Source organism: Microbacterium sp. Cr-K20 (genome assembly GCF_000708325.1).
Classification (GTDB): domain Bacteria; phylum Actinomycetota; class Actinomycetes; order Actinomycetales; family Microbacteriaceae; genus Microbacterium.
This window is the reverse complement of record NZ_JARE01000004.1, coordinates 21981-39471: the sequence shown is the minus strand read 5'-3', so window position 1 is coordinate 39471 and position 17491 is coordinate 21981. Positions and strand designations below refer to the sequence as shown.

The 17491-nt window shown below is 69.6% G+C and carries 19 protein-coding genes; 9 read left to right on the top strand and 10 right to left on the bottom strand.

Annotated features, from left to right (window positions below; genetic code table 11):
* The first annotated feature begins 136 nt into the window (after nucleotides 1-136).
* The 3 genes from GZ67_RS0100580 to GZ67_RS0100570 all read left to right on the top strand — a co-directional run bounded on the left by GZ67_RS0100580 (nucleotide 137) and on the right by GZ67_RS0100570 (nucleotide 1993).
* Nucleotides 137-568, top strand: coding sequence for a hypothetical protein (locus GZ67_RS0100580; RefSeq protein ID WP_029260909.1), 432 nt, complete (start codon nucleotides 137-139; stop codon nucleotides 566-568).
* Nucleotides 569-581: 13 nt separating this feature from the next.
* The gene (locus GZ67_RS0100575; protein WP_017829222.1) at nucleotides 582-1070 is read left to right on the top strand and encodes a YajQ family cyclic di-GMP-binding protein; all 489 of its coding nucleotides are present in this window, start codon (nucleotides 582-584) and stop codon (nucleotides 1068-1070) included.
* A 290-nt stretch (nucleotides 1071-1360) separates the two neighbouring features.
* The gene (locus tag GZ67_RS0100570) at nucleotides 1361-1993 is read left to right on the top strand and encodes a GntR family transcriptional regulator (RefSeq protein ID WP_029260908.1); all 633 of its coding nucleotides are present in this window, start codon (nucleotides 1361-1363) and stop codon (nucleotides 1991-1993) included.
* Between the two features lie 7 nt (nucleotides 1994-2000).
* On the opposite strand, the gene GZ67_RS0100565 is transcribed toward GZ67_RS0100570, so the two are convergent.
* The 5 genes from GZ67_RS0100565 to GZ67_RS0100545 form a co-directional block, all read right to left on the bottom strand.
* Nucleotides 2001-3008 carry an alpha/beta hydrolase gene (locus GZ67_RS0100565; protein WP_029260907.1) on the bottom strand — a complete coding sequence of 336 codons (1008 nt, stop codon included), beginning with the start codon at nucleotides 3006-3008 and terminating at the stop codon, nucleotides 2001-2003.
* Between the two features lie 62 nt (nucleotides 3009-3070).
* Complete coding sequence (locus GZ67_RS0100560; protein ID WP_029260906.1) at nucleotides 3071-4444, bottom strand: FAD-dependent oxidoreductase; 1374 nt, start codon at nucleotides 4442-4444, stop codon at nucleotides 3071-3073.
* Between the two features lie 56 nt (nucleotides 4445-4500).
* Entirely contained in the window at nucleotides 4501-5562 is a 1062-nt protein-coding gene (locus GZ67_RS0100555; protein WP_029260905.1) for a polyprenyl synthetase family protein, read from the bottom strand.
* A gap of 47 nt (nucleotides 5563-5609) precedes the next feature.
* The gene (locus tag GZ67_RS0100550) at nucleotides 5610-6329 is read right to left on the bottom strand and encodes a class I SAM-dependent methyltransferase (RefSeq protein ID WP_029260904.1); all 720 of its coding nucleotides are present in this window, start codon (nucleotides 6327-6329) and stop codon (nucleotides 5610-5612) included.
* Nucleotides 6326-6889, bottom strand: a complete 564-nt coding sequence (locus GZ67_RS0100545) for a hypothetical protein (RefSeq protein WP_029260903.1) — start codon at nucleotides 6887-6889, stop codon at nucleotides 6326-6328. Before GZ67_RS0100545 ends, GZ67_RS0100550 begins: the two co-directional genes overlap by 4 nt.
* Nucleotides 6890-6945: 56 nt before the next feature.
* Between GZ67_RS0100545 and GZ67_RS0100540 the strand changes: the two genes are divergently transcribed.
* Nucleotides 6946-8199 carry an isochorismate synthase gene (locus GZ67_RS0100540; protein ID WP_029260902.1) on the top strand — a complete coding sequence of 418 codons (1254 nt, stop codon included), beginning with the start codon at nucleotides 6946-6948 and terminating at the stop codon, nucleotides 8197-8199.
* A gap of 6 nt (nucleotides 8200-8205) precedes the next feature.
* Here the strand turns inward: GZ67_RS0100540 and GZ67_RS0100535 are convergent, their stop codons facing one another.
* The 3 genes from GZ67_RS0100535 to GZ67_RS0100525 are packed head-to-tail and all read right to left on the bottom strand — an operon-like array spanning nucleotide 8206 to nucleotide 11079.
* Nucleotides 8206-9048, bottom strand: a complete 843-nt coding sequence (locus GZ67_RS0100535) for a polyphosphate kinase 2 family protein (protein WP_029260901.1) — start codon at nucleotides 9046-9048, stop codon at nucleotides 8206-8208.
* Nucleotides 9049-9064: 16 nt separating this feature from the next.
* Nucleotides 9065-10714, bottom strand: a complete 1650-nt coding sequence (gene menD / locus GZ67_RS0100530) for a 2-succinyl-5-enolpyruvyl-6-hydroxy-3-cyclohexene-1-carboxylic-acid synthase (protein WP_051662263.1) — start codon at nucleotides 10712-10714, stop codon at nucleotides 9065-9067.
* Between the two features lie 14 nt (nucleotides 10715-10728).
* Nucleotides 10729-11079: a PLD nuclease N-terminal domain-containing protein gene (locus GZ67_RS0100525; RefSeq protein WP_029260899.1), complete on the bottom strand. Its 351-nt coding sequence runs from the start codon at nucleotides 11077-11079 to the stop codon at nucleotides 10729-10731.
* Nucleotides 11080-11153: 74 nt separating this feature from the next.
* Between GZ67_RS0100525 and GZ67_RS0100520 the strand changes: the two genes are divergently transcribed.
* On the top strand, nucleotides 11154-11582 hold the full coding sequence (locus tag GZ67_RS0100520) for a hypothetical protein (protein ID WP_231481656.1): 429 nt from the start codon (nucleotides 11154-11156) through the stop codon (nucleotides 11580-11582).
* A gap of 70 nt (nucleotides 11583-11652) precedes the next feature.
* Nucleotides 11653-12303, top strand: a complete 651-nt coding sequence (locus GZ67_RS0100515) for a DsbA family protein (protein ID WP_029260897.1) — start codon at nucleotides 11653-11655, stop codon at nucleotides 12301-12303.
* Nucleotides 12304-12316: 13 nt separating this feature from the next.
* Here the strand turns inward: GZ67_RS0100515 and GZ67_RS20960 are convergent, their stop codons facing one another.
* Both GZ67_RS20960 and GZ67_RS20955 read right to left on the bottom strand, forming a co-directional pair.
* Nucleotides 12317-12859 (bottom strand): RNA polymerase sigma factor, encoded by a 543-nt coding sequence (locus tag GZ67_RS20960; protein WP_231481654.1) that lies wholly within the window; start codon nucleotides 12857-12859, stop codon nucleotides 12317-12319.
* Nucleotides 12856-13482, bottom strand: a complete 627-nt coding sequence (locus tag GZ67_RS20955; protein WP_231481651.1) for a hypothetical protein — start codon at nucleotides 13480-13482, stop codon at nucleotides 12856-12858. Before GZ67_RS20955 ends, GZ67_RS20960 begins: the two co-directional genes overlap by 4 nt.
* Nucleotides 13483-13622: 140 nt before the next feature.
* Here GZ67_RS20955 and GZ67_RS0100500 point away from each other — a divergent pair, with 140 nt between their 5' ends.
* From GZ67_RS0100500 to GZ67_RS0100490, 3 genes are all read left to right on the top strand, one after another.
* A complete protein-coding gene (locus tag GZ67_RS0100500; protein ID WP_029260894.1) occupies nucleotides 13623-14429 on the top strand; it encodes a tyrosine-protein phosphatase in 807 nt (268 codons plus the stop codon).
* A gap of 34 nt (nucleotides 14430-14463) precedes the next feature.
* Nucleotides 14464-16542 carry a bifunctional lysylphosphatidylglycerol flippase/synthetase MprF gene (locus GZ67_RS0100495; RefSeq protein WP_029260893.1) on the top strand — a complete coding sequence of 693 codons (2079 nt, stop codon included), beginning with the start codon at nucleotides 14464-14466 and terminating at the stop codon, nucleotides 16540-16542.
* A gap of 93 nt (nucleotides 16543-16635) precedes the next feature.
* Nucleotides 16636-17460 carry a nucleotidyltransferase domain-containing protein gene (locus GZ67_RS0100490; protein WP_051662261.1) on the top strand — a complete coding sequence of 275 codons (825 nt, stop codon included), beginning with the start codon at nucleotides 16636-16638 and terminating at the stop codon, nucleotides 17458-17460.
* Nucleotides 17461-17491 lie beyond the last annotated feature (31 nt).

Sequence of the window (17491 nt, the reverse complement as noted above, 5' to 3'; positions counted from 1 at the left end):
TACAGTATGCATCGGATACGACTCCTTTTGCAACGAAGAAGAGCGTCGATACCAAGCCGTGACCGGGATGAATGGAAGCAAGGCTTGTGAAAACGCTTCCATGGGACGCGAGACGGAGCGCTCGTAGACTGGGGCCATGACGGATCGTTCCCTTCGCGTCGCGCGGACAGCGGCGGGTCTCCTCCTGACGTTGTCGGCGATCGCCCTGAGCGGCTGCACCGCGTTCGCCACGAACTACGCCGTGCTGGATCGAGACGCGGAGGCTGCGGACAGCGTGCCGGACGGGGTGGTCGAGCAGGACTCGGGCGACGTCGCTGACCTCTCGTCGGCGCGCTTGGTCGGCGAGCACTCCGGCAGCTCGATCTGGCTGCTGCGGGGCGTCGAGCCGTCGACGGTCTGCGTACTCGCCTACCGCGACGAGGACGAGTGGGGCATGGGCTGCGGCGGGGAGCGGGGCCCGGTGGAGATGAGCGGACCTGCAGGTCACTTCACGACGGTGCCGGACGACTACCCGACTCCCGACGGAGCCACCAGGATCTCCGACAATGTCTACGCGCTCAGCCCCTGAGTAGGATGAAACCATGGCTGACAGCTCATTTGACATCGTCTCGAAGGTGGATCACCAGGAGGCGGAGAACGCCCTGAACCAGGCCCGCAAGGAGATCGAGCAGCGCTACGACTTCAAGGGCACCGGTGCGTCGATCGCCTGGAGCGGCGAAAGCATCCTCATCATCGCGAACACCGAGGAGCGGGCGAAGGCCGTGCTCGACGTGTTCCAGTCCAAGCTCATCAAGCGGGGCATCTCGCTGAAGAGCCTCGAGTCGGGCGACCCGTTCGCCAGCGGCAAGGAGTTCCGCATCGTCTCGACGCTCAAGGACGGCATCTCCTCGGAGAACGCGAAGAAGATCAACAAGATCATCCGCGACGAGGGCCCCAAGGGCGTCAAGAGCCAGATCCAGGGCGACGAACTGCGCGTGCAGTCCAAGAGTCGCGATGACCTGCAGTCGGTCATCGCGCTGCTGAAGGGCGCCGACCTCGATCTCGACCTGCAGTTCATCAACTACCGCTAGGCGAACCTCCCGCCTGTAAGACGAAAGGCCCCATTCGGCGAAAGACCGAGTGGGGCCTTTCGTCTGCCCGCGGGCGCGACTTCGGTCTTCCGGAGCCGCGCAGTAGGATCGCATACCGGAATACCGGCCCGAGTGGCCAAGACTGGAGAGGTCGCCGACAGCCGTGTGCCCCCACACGCGTCGACAGGCGTAGATCGTGTTGGAAACCGACGCGACCTCATGATGCGGTGGCCCACCCGGGGCGAATCATGGGGATGCTCGGGAAATGAAGGGCAACTGGGGGCAGGTCCATGAGCATTATCGGATCGACGAGTGTCGGCGAGAGCAAGCAGCTTCTGGCCGAAGAGGTGTTCCACCACCTCGGCAGACAGATCATCGAGGGCACGATCGAAGCCGGCGAACGCATCCGCGACGTCGATGTGGCCGAAGAGCTGCACGTGTCACGAACTCCCGTTCGCGAAGCACTTCAGCGTCTGGAGCGGCTGGGGATGGTGACGATGTATCCGAGCCGGTACACCGAGGTGACCGAGGTGACGTCGGAGACGATCGCGCAGTCGCTCGAGTTCGCCGGGTACCAGGCGGCGATAGCCGCCCGGCTGGCCGTGCCGCGCATCAGCGACGCGCAGCGCGATCACGTCGTGCGCCTCGTGGCCGCGATGCACGCGTCCCTCGAACACCCCGAGACGACCTCGGACGCGCGATGGGCGGTGTTCTCGTATCTCGGAGATCGGAGCGGGAACGCGCAGCACCGAACACTGATGGAGGACGCGAGCATGGTTCTGTTCCGCAACCTCCGCGACTGGGTGGTCCCCGTGACGGACCGCGCTCGGATGCGCGACGTGTACATCGCCTTCGCGGGCGCCGTCCGCGACGGCGACGGCGATGAGGCGGAGCGCCTCGTCCGGACGATGTACTACCTGTGACGCGAGATCAGATCGCCGCGCGCCAGCCCGTGACCCAACGCTCGAGGCGTCGGTAGGCGTCCTCGCGCGCGTCGTGGCGCGAGAGGAAGACGTCGTGCAGCGCACCGTCGATGCGCTCCACCGTCACACTCGCCCCGAGCCGCAGCGCCGCGCGCGCGATGTCGTCGACGACGAGCACGGAGTCTGCGCTGGTGAGCTCTTCCGACCACCGCGTCGGGGGCACGAACCGCGCCGAGAGCAACACGCACACCGGAGCCGTGATCCCCAGTCCTGCGGCCACGGCCTTGTGCCCGGAGAGGATCGCGTGCAACCAGCCCGCGTACACCGCCATGGTCTGCGCGGGGCGCCAGAGCGGATTCACCTCCATCGGATCATCCGGGTCGGCGACCTCCAGCTGAGCACGGGTGTAGAAGCCCAGGTCGACCTGCGGCGCCGCCTCCATGGGCCGGATGCGAGCCTGCAGCTCCACCATGGGCGCGATCGCCGCCCGCGCCGGCGCGAACTGGAACTCCAGCCACGGGCTGTTCAGGATCACCGCATCCGCCGCACCAGGATGACGAGACGCCCAGAGGCTCAGGACGAGCCCGCCGGTCGAGTGTCCGAGCAGCACCAGACGCCGGGACGACTCGATTCCGCCCTGCCCCCGTCCCATCGCTTCCAGCGCCGCCCCGATGTCCTCGTCGTAGGTGGCGAGGTCGGCGACGTAGCCGGGCGTCTGTCCGTCGCGGAGGCTGCGACCGTATTTGCGGAGGTCGAGCGCGAAGAAGCGGGCACCCCGCGAGGTCCAGAAACGCGCGAGCCGTTTCTGGAAGAAGTAGTCCGACCAACCGTGCACGTAGAGCACGTCGACGCCGTCGAGCAACGGCCACCGTCCACGGATGCGGTTCCAGAGGTCCGGCTCGGCCGGGAGCGCGCGCACCAAGGTGGCCACCACCGGACCCTGCTCGTCGGTGCCGAGGTCGAGGGTCAGCTGCTGGAACTCATCGCCGAGCACATCCCGGATCCATTCGGTCATGCATTCCTCCCCCGTCGTCGCCAGGCTAGCCGACGAGACCGGGGACGGCGGAGGCGAACCTCCTATTCGCCCCGGGAGACGCGCACCATCTCGTCGCGCGGCACGACCTTGACGCGGGCGCGCTCCTCGGGAGCACCGAGGGCGATCTCGTGCTCGTCGAGACGGTGCCAGCCCTCGAGATCGGTCCAGCGCACGCCGCGCTCGCGCAACAGCTCGACGACGGCCTCTTCGGAGGGGTCCTCCGGGTGCCACCAGGAGCCCTGGTCGTTGATGATGTGCCGAACGGTCTCCATCGCGTCGGACTTCGTGTGCCCGATCAGACCCACCGGGCCGCGCTTGATCCACCCGGTCGCGTAGATGCCGGAGACCCGCTCGTTGGAGTCCTTCGCGAGCACCTGGCCCTCACGGTTCGGGATGACGCCGTGCTTCTTGTCGAACGGCACACCGGGAAGGGGCGAACCGAAGTAGCCGATGGCGCGGTACAGCGCCTGGAGCGGCACCTCACGCATCTCCCCGGTTCCCACCGCGCCGCCCTGACCGTCGGGCTGCGTGCGCTCGTAGACGAGTGCCGCGACGCGGCCGTTCTCGTCCTTGCGCACCTCGACAGGGCGCGCCCAGAAATGCAGGTGCAGACGGCGCGAGGCCGTGCCCCCGGCATTGTTCACCGAGTCGCGCTTGCGCCACGACTGCAGGATGCGGTCGATGACCATGACCTGCTTGTTGCTGGCGACCGCATCCTTCGAGGCCTCGTCGTAGTCGAAGTCCTCGTCGTAGACGACCATGTCGACGTCGCGCAGCTCGCCGAGCTCGCGGAGCTCCAGCGGCGTGAACTTCACCTGCGCCGGGCCGCGGCGACCGAAGACGTGCACGTCGGTGATCTCGCTGGCCTTGAGTCCCTCGTAGACATTGGCCGGCACCTCGGTGACGAGCAGATCCTCGGCGTGCTTCGCGAGCATGCGCGCGACGTCGAGCGCCACGTTGCCGTTGCCGAGCACACCGACGGATGCGGCATCCAGCGGCCACTCGCGCGGCACGTCCGGGTGTCCGTCGAACCAGCTGACGTAGTCGGCGGCACCGTAGGAGGCGACCGCATCGATCCCGGGGATGTCCATCGAGGTATCGCGGATCGCGCCGGTCGCGAAGACGACGGCGTTGTAGTGCTTCTTCAGGTCGTCGAGAGTGATGTCCTCACCGAAGCGCACGTTGCCGAACAGGCGGATGTCCCCGCGGTCGAGCACGTCTCGCAGCGCGTTGACGATGCCCTTGATGCGAGGGTGATCGGGGGCGACGCCGTAGCGCACGAGTCCATACGGTGCAGGGAGCTGTTCGAAGAGGTCGATCGAGACGTCGAACTTGCGCTCGGCCTTCAGCAGGATGTCCGCGGCATAGATGCCGGCGGGGCCCGCACCGACGATGGCCAGTCTGAGCTTGGTCATGGGAGGTCCTTTCGTATGCCGACGCAACCGGCGCGCGACCCGACGGTCGCGCGCGATCAGCTGGAGCGTTCGGCGAGGGTCTCTGCGAATCGGGTCAGCGCCTCGCGCACGGTCCCACGCGGCAGCGGTGCGAGCGCGTCGACGGCATCCCGCGTCCAGGCGTGCGCGAGTTCGAGGGTCTTCTGCGTCACCCGGTGATCGCGCAGCTCGTCGAGCGGGCCGTCGAGGATCGCGGGGTCGGCGCCATCGGCGATGAGGGCCACCCCGTCATCGATGCGCGCCGCGAGGTCGACGGCGGCGTCATCGGGCTCGGCCTTCAGCAGCAGGTACGGCATGGTCGGGACGCCGGCGCGGAGATCGGTACCCGGCACCTTCCCGGTCTCTTCGGGCTTGGCCGACAGGTCGATCACATCGTCGAGCAGCTGGAACGCGACGCCGATCTTCTCGCCGTACACGCGCAGCGGCTCCTCGTACTCGCTCGGCGCGTTGGAGAAGATCACACCGCCCTGCGTGGCGGCGGCGATGAGAGAGCCGGTCTTGTCGGCGAGCACCTGGATGTAGAACGCGATCGGGTCGTCGTCCTGCTGCGGCCCGAGGGTCTCGTGCATCTGACCGAGGACCAGGCGCTCGAACGTGTCGGCCTGGAGCCGGATGGCGCGCTCACCGAGCCGGGACATCAGCTGGCTGGCGCGGGAGAAGAGGATGTCGCCGGTGAGGATGGCGATGTTGTTGCCCCACACGGCATGCGCCGCCGGCACGCCACGACGGCGGTCGGCGCCGTCCATGACGTCGTCGTGATACAGCGAACCCAGGTGGGTGATCTCCAGCGCCTTGGCGACATCGATCACCTCGGAGGTGTTGCCGTCGCCGAGCTGGGCGGCGAGCAGCGTGAGCACGGGACGGATGCGCTTGCCGCCCGCCTCGTACAGATAGCGACTGGCCGCATCGGCCAGCGGGTCGGCGACCCGGACGTCTTGGGCGAGGCCGGTCTCGACGAGCTCGAGGCCGTCTTCGATCGCGCGCGCGACCTTGCGTGCGGCAGGGCCGATGAACACGCGGTCGCTGAACCCCAGACGGCTGGCCAGCCGCGAACCCGGGGCGATGGGGCTCGAAGTCACGGTCCCAGCCTACCTGCGCCGGGATGCCGCAGTTGCGTGCACGGCGCTCACGCGGGCTTGCGCGCTCGGTGCAGGGCGACGATGCCGAACGTGAGGTTGCGGTAGGCCACGTCGCCCCAACCCGCCTCGCGGATCCAGGCCGACAGCTTCTTCTGGTCGGGCCACTCGCGGATCGACTCGTTCAGGTAGTCGTACGCGTCGCCGTTCGTGCCTGCCACCCGGGCGACACGGGGCAGCACCTGCGCGTTGTAGAACCGGTATGCGCCGCGGAACAGCTTCCCCGGAGGCGTGGAGAACTCGTTGATCACGAGCCGGCCGCCGGGCTTGGTCACCCGATACAGCTCGCGCAGCGCCTTCTTCGGATCGTTGACGTTGCGCAGCGCGTACGACATCGTGACCGCGTCGAACTCGGCATCCGCGAACGGCAGCGCCGTGGCGTCCGCCTGCACGAACGAGAGGTTGCGCATCGCACCGTGGCGACGTTCACCCTCGGCCAGCATCCCGGGTGAGAAGTCGGCCGCGACGACGTCAGCACCGCTGCGGGCGAGCGACGCCGACGACGACGCGGTACCTGCCCCGAGGTCGAGGATCCGCTCCCCCGGCTTCGGGGCGACCGCACGGGTGGTCGCCGCGCGCCACAGCACGTCGTTGCCGAAGGTCATGGCCGTGTTGGTGCGGTCGTACCCGGCGGCGACCTGGTCGAACATGCCGCTGACGCGGGCGGGGTCCTTGCCGAGATCGGCGCGGTTCTTCTCGTTCGAAGTCACGCGTTCAGTCTAGGCGCGAGGCCCAGGGCTTCGAGGCGGTCGAGCCACGGATCGGCGGTGGCATCGTCGAACGGTGCGACCTGCGCGCGCACCCGATCCTCCAGGTCGAGCGCGAGCGTCTCGAGATGCTCCATGACGTCGACGGGATAGCCGTAGCGGACGCTGTGCTCGGCCCACTCGTCGCGGTCGTCGACCCAGGTGCCCCGGGCCCCGGCCACGCGCACGACATCGAGGTCCATGTCGATGCCGGTCGCGAGGAGCGGGTCGTCGGACCAGTGGATGTCCCACCCCAGGTCGATGTAGATCCGCATGCCGCGGCGGTGGCGACGGTTCACCGTCACGGCGTGGTCGCCGCTCGCCGGAACGAGCGTGACGTTGGGTCCGCCCGCATGGAACTCGGCCCCGGGCCGGAAGCTGTGCCAACCCACCGGCTGCCCGATCCAGTCACCCCACTCGTCGGCGCCGAGATACACGCACTCGTGCCGCCAGTGCGGCGACCCGTCCCACTTGCGCCACTGGAAGACCATCTCGGTGCCGGGTGCGGGGCGTGCAGCGCTCATCCGTTCACCCTACGTCGGCGCAGATCCGTGCCGTGAGAGCGGCATAGGCTGGATGCGTGCACACCACCCACCTGGTCGTGGAGACCCGAGAGATCGACCCGGTCGAAGACCTCCTCGCCTACGCGGATCCCGCCCGCCCGCTCGCCTGGCTGCGGCGCGGAGACGGCATCGTCGCGGTCGGAGAACCGCTCGCCGAGGTCCGTCAGCCGTCGGCGGCCGGACTGTCGCGCACCGCGGCGCTCGCGAACGCCTGGCGAGGCATGGTGGCACAGGCCGAGATCTCCGACCCCGTGGGCCTGCCGGGCAGCGGGCTGGTGGCTTTCGGCGCGTTCGCCTTCGACGAGGAGTCGGCGGCCGACAGCGTGCTCGTCGTGCCGAGTCAGGTGCTCGGGCGCCACGGCGATCGGTTCTGGGAGACCCGCATCCGCCTCGCCGCATCGCCCGTCTCCGAGGAGCCGTTCGCGACCCAGCCGTACGGTCCGCACTGGGCCGGCACCGTCGGCCCGGGCGCCCAGAGCCCGCAGGCCTACCAGGACTCGGTGCGCCTCGCGCTCACCCGCATCGCCGACGGCGAGCTGAGCAAGGTCGTGCTCGCGCGCGACCTCACCGGCAGCATCCCGGCCGGGTCGGACCTGCGCCGTCTCGTGCGTGCCCTGTCGACCGGCTACCCCGACACCTGGGCCTTCGCCGTTGACGGGCTGATCGGCGCGAGCCCGGAGACCCTCGTCACGGTGCACGACGGCACCGTGACCGCTCGTGTACTCGCCGGCACCATCGGCCGGGGAGCGGATGCGGACGCCGACACCGCGGCATCCTCCCACCTCGCCTCGAGCACGAAGGATCTCGACGAGCACCAGTACGCCGTGCAGAGCGTGCTCGCCTCGCTGCGGACGCACACGCGGGCGTTGGCCGCGAGCGAGCAGCCCTTCCTCTTGAAGCTGCCGAACCTCTTCCATCTCGCGACAGACGTCGAGGGCGAGCTCGCCGACGGCGAATCGGCGCTCGACCTGGTGCAGGTGCTGCATCCGACCGCCGCCGTCGCCGGCACCCCGACGCCCGCGGCCATCGCCGCCATCCGCGAGCTCGAGCCCTTCGACCGCGGACGTTACGCCGGCCCGGTCGGCTGGGTGGACGCCGCGGGCAACGGCGAATGGGCGATCGCCCTGCGCTGCGCACAGTTCACGGCAGGATCCGGGGAGATCGGGGTGACGGCATACGCCGGCGCTGGGATCGTCGCGGGCTCGGACCCCGAGAGCGAACTGCTCGAGACGCGGGTGAAGTTCCGGCCGCTGGTCGACGCGCTGGCCTGAGCGCGCTCAGCTCGCGGCGAGGCGCTTCTTCTCGGCCTCGACGTCGAAGTCGGCGACCGGCCACTGCGGGTCGATGTCCTCCAGGGCTGCGAGCAGCAGCTCCTGCACCGCGAGGCGGGCGTACCACTTGGCGTTCGCCGGGATCACGTGCCACGGGGCCGCCTCGGTGGAGGTGCGGTCGAACACGGTCTGGTACGCCTGCATGTACTGCGGCCACAGCATCCGCTCGTCCACATCGCCGGGGTTGTACTTCCAGTACTTGTCCGGGCGTTCGAGCCGCTCCATGAGCCGCTCCTTCTGCTCCTCCGGCGAGATGTGCAGCATGACCTTGATGATGCGGGTGCCGGATGCCGCGACGCGCGCCTCGAACTCGTTGATCGCGTCGTACCGGCGCTCGATCTCCGCGGCGTCCGCCAGCTCGCGCACCTTGCCGATCAGGACGTCTTCGTAGTGGGAGCGGTCGAACACCCCGATGAAGCCCGGCTCCGGCAGACGCTTCTCGATACGCCACAGGAAGTCGTGGCTGCGCTCCTCGGGTGTCGGCGCCTTGAACGCGGCGAGCGCGACGCCCTGGGGATCGACCCCGCCGACCACGTGCCGCACGATCCCGCCCTTGCCGGCCGAGTCCATCGCCTGCAGCACCAGCAGTACGGCATCCTTCGCCACCCCGACCCGGCTCTCGGCGAACAACCTCTCCTGCAGACCGTTCAGCTTCTCGAGCCCCGCCGCGAGGTCACGGGCGCCGTGCGACTTGCCGCCGACGTATCCGGGCTTGGTGTCGGGGTCGAGATCGGCGAGGCGGAATCCCTCGCCCACTCGTAGCGTCTGCGTCCAGCTGTGCGCGTCCATACGCACATCCTGCCAGTCAACGCGGCAGCGGCACCTCGATGATCTGACGCCCGCCGCGCGGAGTGGTCAGCGCCTGGTCGAGCGCCGTGCGGGTCGTGACCCTCTGGTACTCCCAGCCGTAGGCCGACGCGAGGTGCTCCAGGCGCACGGTGTGCGGGGTGTAGAAAGCGCGATCGAGGTCGGCCGGCGACGCGGAACCTGCGACCTCCAGGGAATCGAAGATGGTGCCGCCGCCGTCGTTGCCGACGATCACCTGGAGCCGCGGTTCGGTCTCGTCCGGGGGCAGCAGCAGTGCGCCGACATCGTGCAGGAAGGCGAGGTCGCCCAGCAGCACCCTCGTCACACCGGGGGCTCCGGCCGCCTGACTGGCGAGTGCGATGCCGGTCGCCGTCGCGATGGTGCCGTCGATCCCGGCGAGTCCGCGATTGGCGTGCACGGGCACCTTCTTGCCGCCGAGCACCTGATCGGCGACGCGCACCAGCCGCGAAGAGCCGAACACCAGCCGGTCGTGAGGCCAGGTGGCCCGCCACACGGCGTCGACCAGGAGTGCACGGTCGAGCGGGCGGCGGACGGCGTCGAGCTCGGCCTTGACGGCGTCCCTGCGGGCGGCGAAGTCCGTGGAGGCCAGCCCGTCGGGGTCGGGAGCGTTCTCGCTCAGGTCGACGACCTCGGCGGCCGAGGCCTGGAGCCAGTCGCCGAGCCAGGCGCGATCGGCGGGACCGGGCGCGACGGACACGGCGCCGACGGCACGGGTGCGATGGTTGAGGTTCAGCTCCTCCCCGCCCCGGCGCACCGCGATCACGTCGACATCCGCGCGCGCGAGGAGAGCTGCCGCTTCACGGCTGAGCGTCGGGTGCCCGAGCACGACGACGCGTTCGATCCGGCCGCCGAGGTCTTCGCGCGCCAGCAGTCGGCGGTACCCGTGCACGAGCTGTCGCCCGAACCGCGCGCCGCTGACGATCTCCGCGATCAGCGGCCAGCCGCCCGCGTAGGCGACCTCCTCGGCATCCGCTCCCGCATCGGCGCCCGCGATCACGACGGTGCGCGGACCGCGCTCGAGTGCGAACGGCTCCTCCGCGAGCGGACGGGGCGCGTCGCCCGGGGCTGCCGTGATCGCGGTGAGGTCGCCCGAGAGCGGTTCCCTGGCGGGGAGGTTGAGGTGCACGGGGCCCGCGACGCCGAGCAGCGCGCCATCGACCTCGCGCGCTCCCATCGCGCCCGCCACAGCACGCTCGGCGAGCCCGGCCCATTCACCGTCCCCCGGCACCGGGGCATCGATCTGGTCACGCACCCAGGGGTCGAAGAGACCTTCTTGGCGCGTCGCCTGATTCGCTCCGACGCCGCGGAGTTCGGGCGGACGGTCGGCGGTCAGCAGCAGCAGTGGGACACCGGAGTGGAACGCCTCCAGCACCGCAGGAAGCAGGTTGGCGACGGCCGTGCCCGAGGTGCAGATCACGGCAGCGGGCACACCCGTCTCCCGGGCGATCCCGAGCGCGGTGAACCCGGCGACGCGTTCATCGATGCGCACGTGGACGCGCACGTGCCCGTCATCGGCGAAGCGCACGGCGGCGAGCGCGAGCGCCTGCGAGCGCGAGCCCGGCGACAGCACGATGTCGCGCACACCGTTCGCGACGAGGTCGGCGATCAGGGAAGCCGCGGCCTCCATCGCCGGCGACGACGTCACGGGCGCGGGTCCGAGGCGGGAGGCTCGTCGGTCTCCTCGTCCAGACGGGCGAGCTCCTCTTCGAGGCGGCGGATGCGGGCATCCTGCTCGGTCTTGCTGATGCTGCGCAGGAACGCAGGGTCGTCGTCCGGCGCGATGACGGGGCGGGTACCGGAATCGTTCGCACGGCGCCGGCCGATCACGAACCAGAGGATTCCACCGATCACGGGGAGGAGCACCACGATCGCGATCCAGGCGGCCTTGGACACACCCCGGTGCCGCGTCGCCGGCTGCACTGCGCAATCGACGATGCTGTACACCCAGAACACGGCGGCGAGGAAGCCGCCGACGATCAGTAGTCTCGCCACCCCTCCAGTGTAGGCGTGTCAGCGGTGGCCCGGCCCCGGAGAGACAGAGGCACCGTTGCTAGACTGCGCGGGAAATGCTGCCCTCACCGCCGGATCGGATGCTGCGAGCGCGGGCTGATCGGACGCTGATCGCCCGCGCGATCACCGCCGTCGGCCTCGCGCTCCTGCTGGTGATCGGCGCCTGGTCCAGCTCCCACGGCCCGGCCGATGTGCACGCCACCCTCTGCCTCGCGTCCGGCGTCTCGTCTCCGACTGACACCGTGTCCGCCGGTGGTGGCCCCGACAGCGCGACGGCCATCGACGTGCTCTCCTCCGACATCGGCGTCTGCGTGCTCGCCGTGCTGTGCGGCGTCGCACTGGTGCTGCTGTTCCTCCGGCTTCGCGGTCGGGGCTCACGGCCCCTCCGCACCCGCGCTCCCCGCCTGACGTCGCCGAGCCGCGCCGGCCCGCGCCTCGTCGTCCCCGCCCTCTCCCTGACACAGCTCTCGATCTCCCGCACCTGACCCCCGGCGTGTGCAGCGAGCCGCCTCGCGCGGCATCCTTCCCCGTCGTACCCCTGTGTCTGGAGACCCCATGAAGAACTCTGTCAAAGCGACCCTGATCGCCATCGCCGTCGCCATCGTGCTGCTGATCGTCGGCATCGTGTTCGCCCTCAACCAGAAGGCGACCACCGCACCACCCGAAGGCGAGGGGCTGCAGACCGTGCGCACCGACTCGCACGTGCTCGACGACGGCGGCGAGGGCGCCGTCACCGTGGTCGAATTCCTCGACTTCGAGTGTGAGGCGTGCGGGGCGTTCTACCCGATCGTCGAAGAGCTGCGCGAGAAGTTCGACGGCGAGATCACCTACGTCGTCCGCTACTTCCCGCTGCCGGGGCACATCAACTCCACCCAGGCCGCCCTCGCCGCCGAGGCGGCGGCGCAGCAGGACCGATTCGAGGACATGTATCACCGGCTGTTCGAGACCCAGGCGCAGTGGGGCGAGCAGCCCGAGGAGACACCAGAGGTGTTCCGTGGCTTCGCCGAGGACCTGGGCCTCGACATGGCTGCCTACGACGCCGCGATCGCCGACCCCGCCACCGCGGAACGCGTGCAGGCCGACAAGAGCGACGGCGAGAAGCTCGAGGTGAGCAGCACCCCGTCGTTCTTCGTCGACGGCCGAAAGGTCGAGCTGCAGGAGTGGGACGACCTCGAGCAGGCGATCGAGAAGGCCGTCAACGGCTGACCGGCACGCCGGCTCAGGCGCCATCGGAGACCGAAGCGCTTGAGCCGGCAGCCTCGGGCGACAGCAGCATGTCAGCGAGCCGGCGCCGGGCATTCCGATACCGCCCCCTCGCCGTGGACGCGGGGATGCCGATGATGCGCGCCGCCTCCTCGAGCGTGAAGCCTTCCCAATGCACGAGCCCGATCAGATCCCTCAGATCGTCCGGGAGCCGGCGGACCGCATCACGCACATCGATCGCCTGGGCATCGTCGTGCGTGTGCGGGTGGGTGGCCAGGTGGCCCCGCAGTCGCTCCGCGAGCTTCCACCGCCGCACGGATGCCCGTTCGGCGTTCGCGGGGATCCGCCTCGCGACCCCGAACAGCCACATCCGCGCCTCGATGTCGTCCTTCGGCAGGTCGTCGATACGCCGCCATGCCGTGAGCATCGTCTCGGACAGGAGATCGGCGGCGTCAGCGCTCGCCGTTCTCCGTTCGAAATACGCCAGCAGATCCGGCGAGCATGCCGAGATGCAATCGAGGGCACGGGCTCGGGCGCCCCCTCCCGACACCGGGTTCACCGGCCCTCCTCCGTGCAGATCGCCTGCCCGCTCGAGGCGATCATGTTGTCCGGCCGCTCGGGGTCGAACCCGCGCTCCTCGAGTTCGGTGATGACGACGTCGTTCACCGCGCGCGACATGGCCATCTGCGCGATGACGTCGTCGACTGTGGGGAGGGTGGAGCGGCCCGATTCGATCCACGAGCGGGCGGTCTCGGTGACGTCGGGCTGCGCTTCCAGCCGACGCTCCCACTGCGCGGGATCGGCCGCCGCGACGACGTCGGTGTCCCGGAAGATGCTCTGGATCGCCGCGCGCACCTCGGGATTCTCTGCCGTGATCTCGCCCACCCGCTCCTCGCATTCGATCCCGCTGGGCAGCACATAGGTGAACGTCCCGTCCGGCGTCTCCGCCCACGGCCGCCAGAGGCCTGTGGCCGCGGCCGCTGCGCCGCCCGCCAACAGGAGGGCGACACCACCGGCGGCCGCGATCGCTCCGACCCGATGGGACCGAGTTCGCCGACCACGCGTTCTCGTCGCGACCGAGAGCCTCGCCAGCTCCCATTCCAGCTCCGGCGTTCGCGGCGCGATCAGCTCGCCCGCGACCTGCAGCGCGCGGTCCAGATCGTCATCCCCGATGCCGCGCATCTCGTTCTCCTCGATTCGCTCCATACCTGTATATGTGCAGCACAGGACGAAACGTCCACGCCCACCCCGAAACGGTGAGAACGCCGGATGTGCACTCCCGATACGCTGAGACCAAAATCAGGGAGAGGGCCCGGACGACCATGGAACTGACGTCGATTCTGCAGGGGACGCACAACGCTCGAGAGCTCACCGGGCTCCCGCTCACCGGCGGCGGAACGCTCGCCTCCGGTCTCCTCTTCCGCTCCGACGCCCTCGCAGGGCTCACCGACGAGGGGCTGCAGGAACTCGTCGACCTCCGCATCGGGACCGTGATCGACCTGCGCACCGACGGCGAGCGCTCCCGCGCGGCGGACCGGCTTCCCGAAGACGGCAGCGTCACCCTGCTGCCCCTGCCGATGCAGGGCGGCGCCATGGACGAGATGGTGAAGCAGCTGCTTCCCGCGGTCGGTGGTGCGAGCCTGTCCGTGACCCAGGTAGCCGACGTGCTGAAGCAGGTGCCGACGCTGGAGGGACTGTACGTGGCCATCCTGGAGGCGAGCGCCGTGCAGTTCGCGACGGTGGCGCGCACCGTGCTCACCGCGTCGCGCACCGACCGCCCCGGCGTGCTGTTCCACTGCACGGCGGGCAAGGATCGCACCGGACTCGCCGCGGCGATCCTGCTGTCGGTCGCCGGCGTGCCGCGCGAGGTGATCGTCGAGGACTACACGCAGACGGAGAGGAACCTGGCTCTCGGTTTCGCCGAGGCGCTCACCGGACTCATCACCTCCCTCGGCGTCCCCCTCACTCCCGCCCTCAAGACGCTGGCGACCGAGTCTCCCGCCTCGGCCATCGAGGCGGCCCTGGAGTGGATCGACGCGAACCACGGCGACGTCTCGGGCTATCTGCGCAGCGGCGGCATGACGAACGATGAGATCGCGGAGCTCCGCCGGGTGCTGCGCGGCGAGTAGCCACAGCACGGAGTCCCCTCGCTACGCTGAGCGCATGACTGAGGAGCGCTCCCCCACGCCCCGTCCGGCCATCGCCGTCGTCCGCCGCATCCCGGCGACGCTGATCATGGTGCTGCTGATCCTCATCGTCGGGGTCGCCTGGAACGGGCTCTGGGCACCGTTCGAGGACACGAAGCTGTTCTCGACCGTGGCCTACGGTCTGCCGAACCTCGTCGACGGCAAGTGGTGGACCCCGCTGACCGGCACGTTCTTCGTGAACCAGCCGTGGGTCTACGTGTTCACGATCGCCGGCTGCTGGGGCATGGCGTACCTGGAGTTCCGGTGCGGATCGCGGGTCGCACTCGCGTACTACTGGATCGGTCAGCTGTTCGCGATCTTCGCCACCGCGCTGCTGCTCCTCCTGCTCTCGCAGTTCCCCTGGGAATGGGCCACGACCCAGGCGCAGGCGCTCGACGTCGGAGCATCAGGCGGAACCATGGCGTGCATCGCCGCGGCCGTCGGCCTGTTCCGCCCACCGTGGCGGGTGCGCGGCTGGCTGATCCTGCTCGGCTTCGTGTTCATCGCGATGCTGTTCTGGGGCAAGATCGCCGACCTCGAGCACCTGCTCGCCGTGCTGCTGATCCTCGTGGTCGACCGCTCGCTGCGCGTACGGCACACGACCGTCCGCGAGCAGAGGCTGATCGCGGTGATCGCCATCCTCGTGCTCGGCGCGGTCGAGATCATCACGACCCTCCTCCCCACCGACGGCCCGTTCGGCCCGACCGAACCCGCATCGGGTGGCTTCATCGACCTCGCGATCGACGTCGTCGTGATCCTGGTGCTCGTGAACGGTCTGCGCCGCGGCCGCCGCTGGACCTGGGTGCTCGCACTGCTGCTCGGAATCTTCAACGTCCTGGTCGCGGCGCTCGTGCTCACCCTCATCACCGTCTTCAGCCAGGCCCAGGTGGACTTCCGCTGGGACGGGGAGACCGAGCTCTCCCTGGCGAACGGTTTCCTCTGGCTGGTCATGCTCGTCTACCTCATCTGGGTGCGCCGGGCGTTCGGGGCCAGGCGCAAGACGAAGCTCGGCATCCAGCCCTCCCCCACGGCGGACGACATGAAGAAGGAGCTGCGCACGCACGGCGGAGGCACCCTGTCGTGGATGACGACCTGGGACGGCAACAGCTACGCCCGGGTGACCGGCGGCATCGTCGCGTACCAGCGGCGCAACGGCGTGGCTCTGGCGCTCGCCGACCCGATCGGCCCGGCGGATTCTCGCGCCGAGGCCGTGACGGAGTTCATCCGCACCGCTGAGCAGGCAGGTCTCGTGCCGTGCTTCTTCAGCGCCGATGAGGCCACCCGGGCCGCCGTGCCCTCGACCTGGCGCAGCATCGTCGTGGCCGACGACACGATCGTCGACCTGCCGGGGCTGGAGTTCACGGGTAAGCGGTGGAACTCCGTGCGCACCTCACTCAACAGAGCCGGCCGCGACGACATGACCTTCCGGATGACGCACCTGAAGGCCGAGTCCTGGGGTGTGCAGCAGCAGCTGCGGGCGATCTCCGAAGCCTGGGTCGGCGACAAGGATCTGCCGGAGATGCGCTTCACCCTCGGCACGCTCGATGAGGCGGAGGACCCGGCGGTGCGCCTCGCGCTGGCCGTCGCCCCCAACGGCGACATCGACGGGTTCCTCTCGTGGCTGCCCGTGTACGGCGGCGACGGTGCGGTGCGCGGGTGGACGCTCGATCTGATGCGCCGCCGCGACGGCGGGTTCGGCCCGGTGATGGAATATCTCATCGGATCCTCAGCGAAGCAGTTCTCCGAGGAGGGGGCCGAGATCATGTCGCTCTCCGGCGCTCCCCTCGCCCACGACTATCCGCCGGATGCCGGTGTGATCGCCGCGCTGAGCGAGCGACTCGCGGATGCCCTGGAGCCGGTCTACGGCTTCGGCTCACTGCACCGTTTCAAGCAGAAGTTCCACCCGCGCTACGAGACCATGTACCTCCTGTTCCGCGACGAGAGCGACCTCACCCGCATCGGCGGCGCGCTCACGCGGGCGTTCCTGCCGGATGCCACCCTGCGGCAGTTCGCCGGGGCCGGACTCGAACTCGTCCGCGGCGGTGGGAAGGACTGACTACTACGTTTTCCGGATAACACAACGCTATGCGGATTTCCGGATATCACCCGCCCCGCACCCGGCGGGCACGACGTGAGTACGATCGGTGTCGTGCTCGATGAAGACCGCCTCCGTTCCATGGCCGACGAACTCACCGGCGTGCCCGGTGTGCGCGCCGTCACACTCGGAGGCAGCCGAGCCCGGGGAACGCATCGCCCGGACTCCGACATCGACCTGGGTCTCTATGTCGACGCGGACGTCGACCGCGCGGGCCTGGGTCGTGTGGCGAGCAGCTGGACGGGTGCGCCCGTCGAGATCGCCGAACGGGGCGGCTGGGGTCCATGGGTCGACGGCGGCGCCTGGCTGATCGTCGACGGCGTGCCGGTCGATCTCATCCTCCGCGACGTGGACCGGGTGGCGGAGCAGTGCGCTCGCGCCGCGAGGGGCGAGTTCGCCTTCCACGCCCAGCCGGGGCATCCGCTCGGCTTCCTCGACGTCGCCTACGCCGGCGAGGTCGCGACGAGTGTGCCGCTACGCGACCCGGAGGGGATCCTGATCGGCCTCGCCCGCAGCGTGACCCCCTACCCGGAGGCTCTGCGGGACGCGTTCCTCACGAACCTCTGGCAGGTCGACTTCCTGCTGAACGCCGCCCTGAAGGGTGCGAAGTCCGGTGACGTCGCCTACGTGTCGCTGTGCGGGACCACGACCACCATGCTCACCGCGCACGCCTGGCACGCCTCGGCCGGCAACTGGATCACCAACGAGAAGGGGCTCGTCACGAACGTCGCGCGCCTGCCGATCGACACCCGCGGGTTCAGTGCGGCTGCCGCCGAGGCGCTCGGGAGCCTCGGCACCGCCCCTGAAGAGCTGCTCTCATCGATCGCGCGGCTGCGGGAACTCCCGCGACCGGTCGCCCACGCGGCGGATGTCCGCTGACGAAACCACGCGACGCCCGAAGACCCCGGAT

Excerpts from the sequence above, each read along its gene's own strand:
- GZ67_RS0100565 (WP_029260907.1), bottom strand. The coding sequence starts at position 3,008 with ATGACCGAATGGATCCGGGATGTGCTCGGCGATGAGTTCCAGCAGCTG.
- GZ67_RS20955 (WP_231481651.1), bottom strand. The coding sequence starts at position 13,482 with ATGCGCGGCATCGGGGATGACGATCTGGACCGCGCGCTGCAGGTCGCG.
- GZ67_RS0100500 (WP_029260894.1), top strand. The coding sequence starts at position 13,623 with ATGGAACTGACGTCGATTCTGCAGGGGACGCACAACGCTCGAGAGCTC.
- GZ67_RS0100520 (WP_231481656.1), top strand. The coding sequence starts at position 11,154 with ATGCTGCCCTCACCGCCGGATCGGATGCTGCGAGCGCGGGCTGATCGG.
- GZ67_RS0100515 (WP_029260897.1), top strand. The coding sequence starts at position 11,653 with ATGAAGAACTCTGTCAAAGCGACCCTGATCGCCATCGCCGTCGCCATC.
- GZ67_RS0100535 (WP_029260901.1), bottom strand. The coding sequence starts at position 9,048 with ATGGACGCGCACAGCTGGACGCAGACGCTACGAGTGGGCGAGGGATTC.
- GZ67_RS0100570 (WP_029260908.1), top strand. The coding sequence starts at position 1,361 with ATGAGCATTATCGGATCGACGAGTGTCGGCGAGAGCAAGCAGCTTCTG.
- GZ67_RS0100495 (WP_029260893.1), top strand. The coding sequence starts at position 14,464 with ATGACTGAGGAGCGCTCCCCCACGCCCCGTCCGGCCATCGCCGTCGTC.
- GZ67_RS0100575 (WP_017829222.1), top strand. The coding sequence starts at position 582 with ATGGCTGACAGCTCATTTGACATCGTCTCGAAGGTGGATCACCAGGAG.
- GZ67_RS0100560 (WP_029260906.1), bottom strand. The coding sequence starts at position 4,444 with ATGACCAAGCTCAGACTGGCCATCGTCGGTGCGGGCCCCGCCGGCATC.
- GZ67_RS0100545 (WP_029260903.1), bottom strand. The coding sequence starts at position 6,889 with ATGAGCGCTGCACGCCCCGCACCCGGCACCGAGATGGTCTTCCAGTGG.
- menD (WP_051662263.1), bottom strand. The coding sequence starts at position 10,714 with ATGGAGGCCGCGGCTTCCCTGATCGCCGACCTCGTCGCGAACGGTGTG.
- GZ67_RS0100580 (WP_029260909.1), top strand. The coding sequence starts at position 137 with ATGACGGATCGTTCCCTTCGCGTCGCGCGGACAGCGGCGGGTCTCCTC.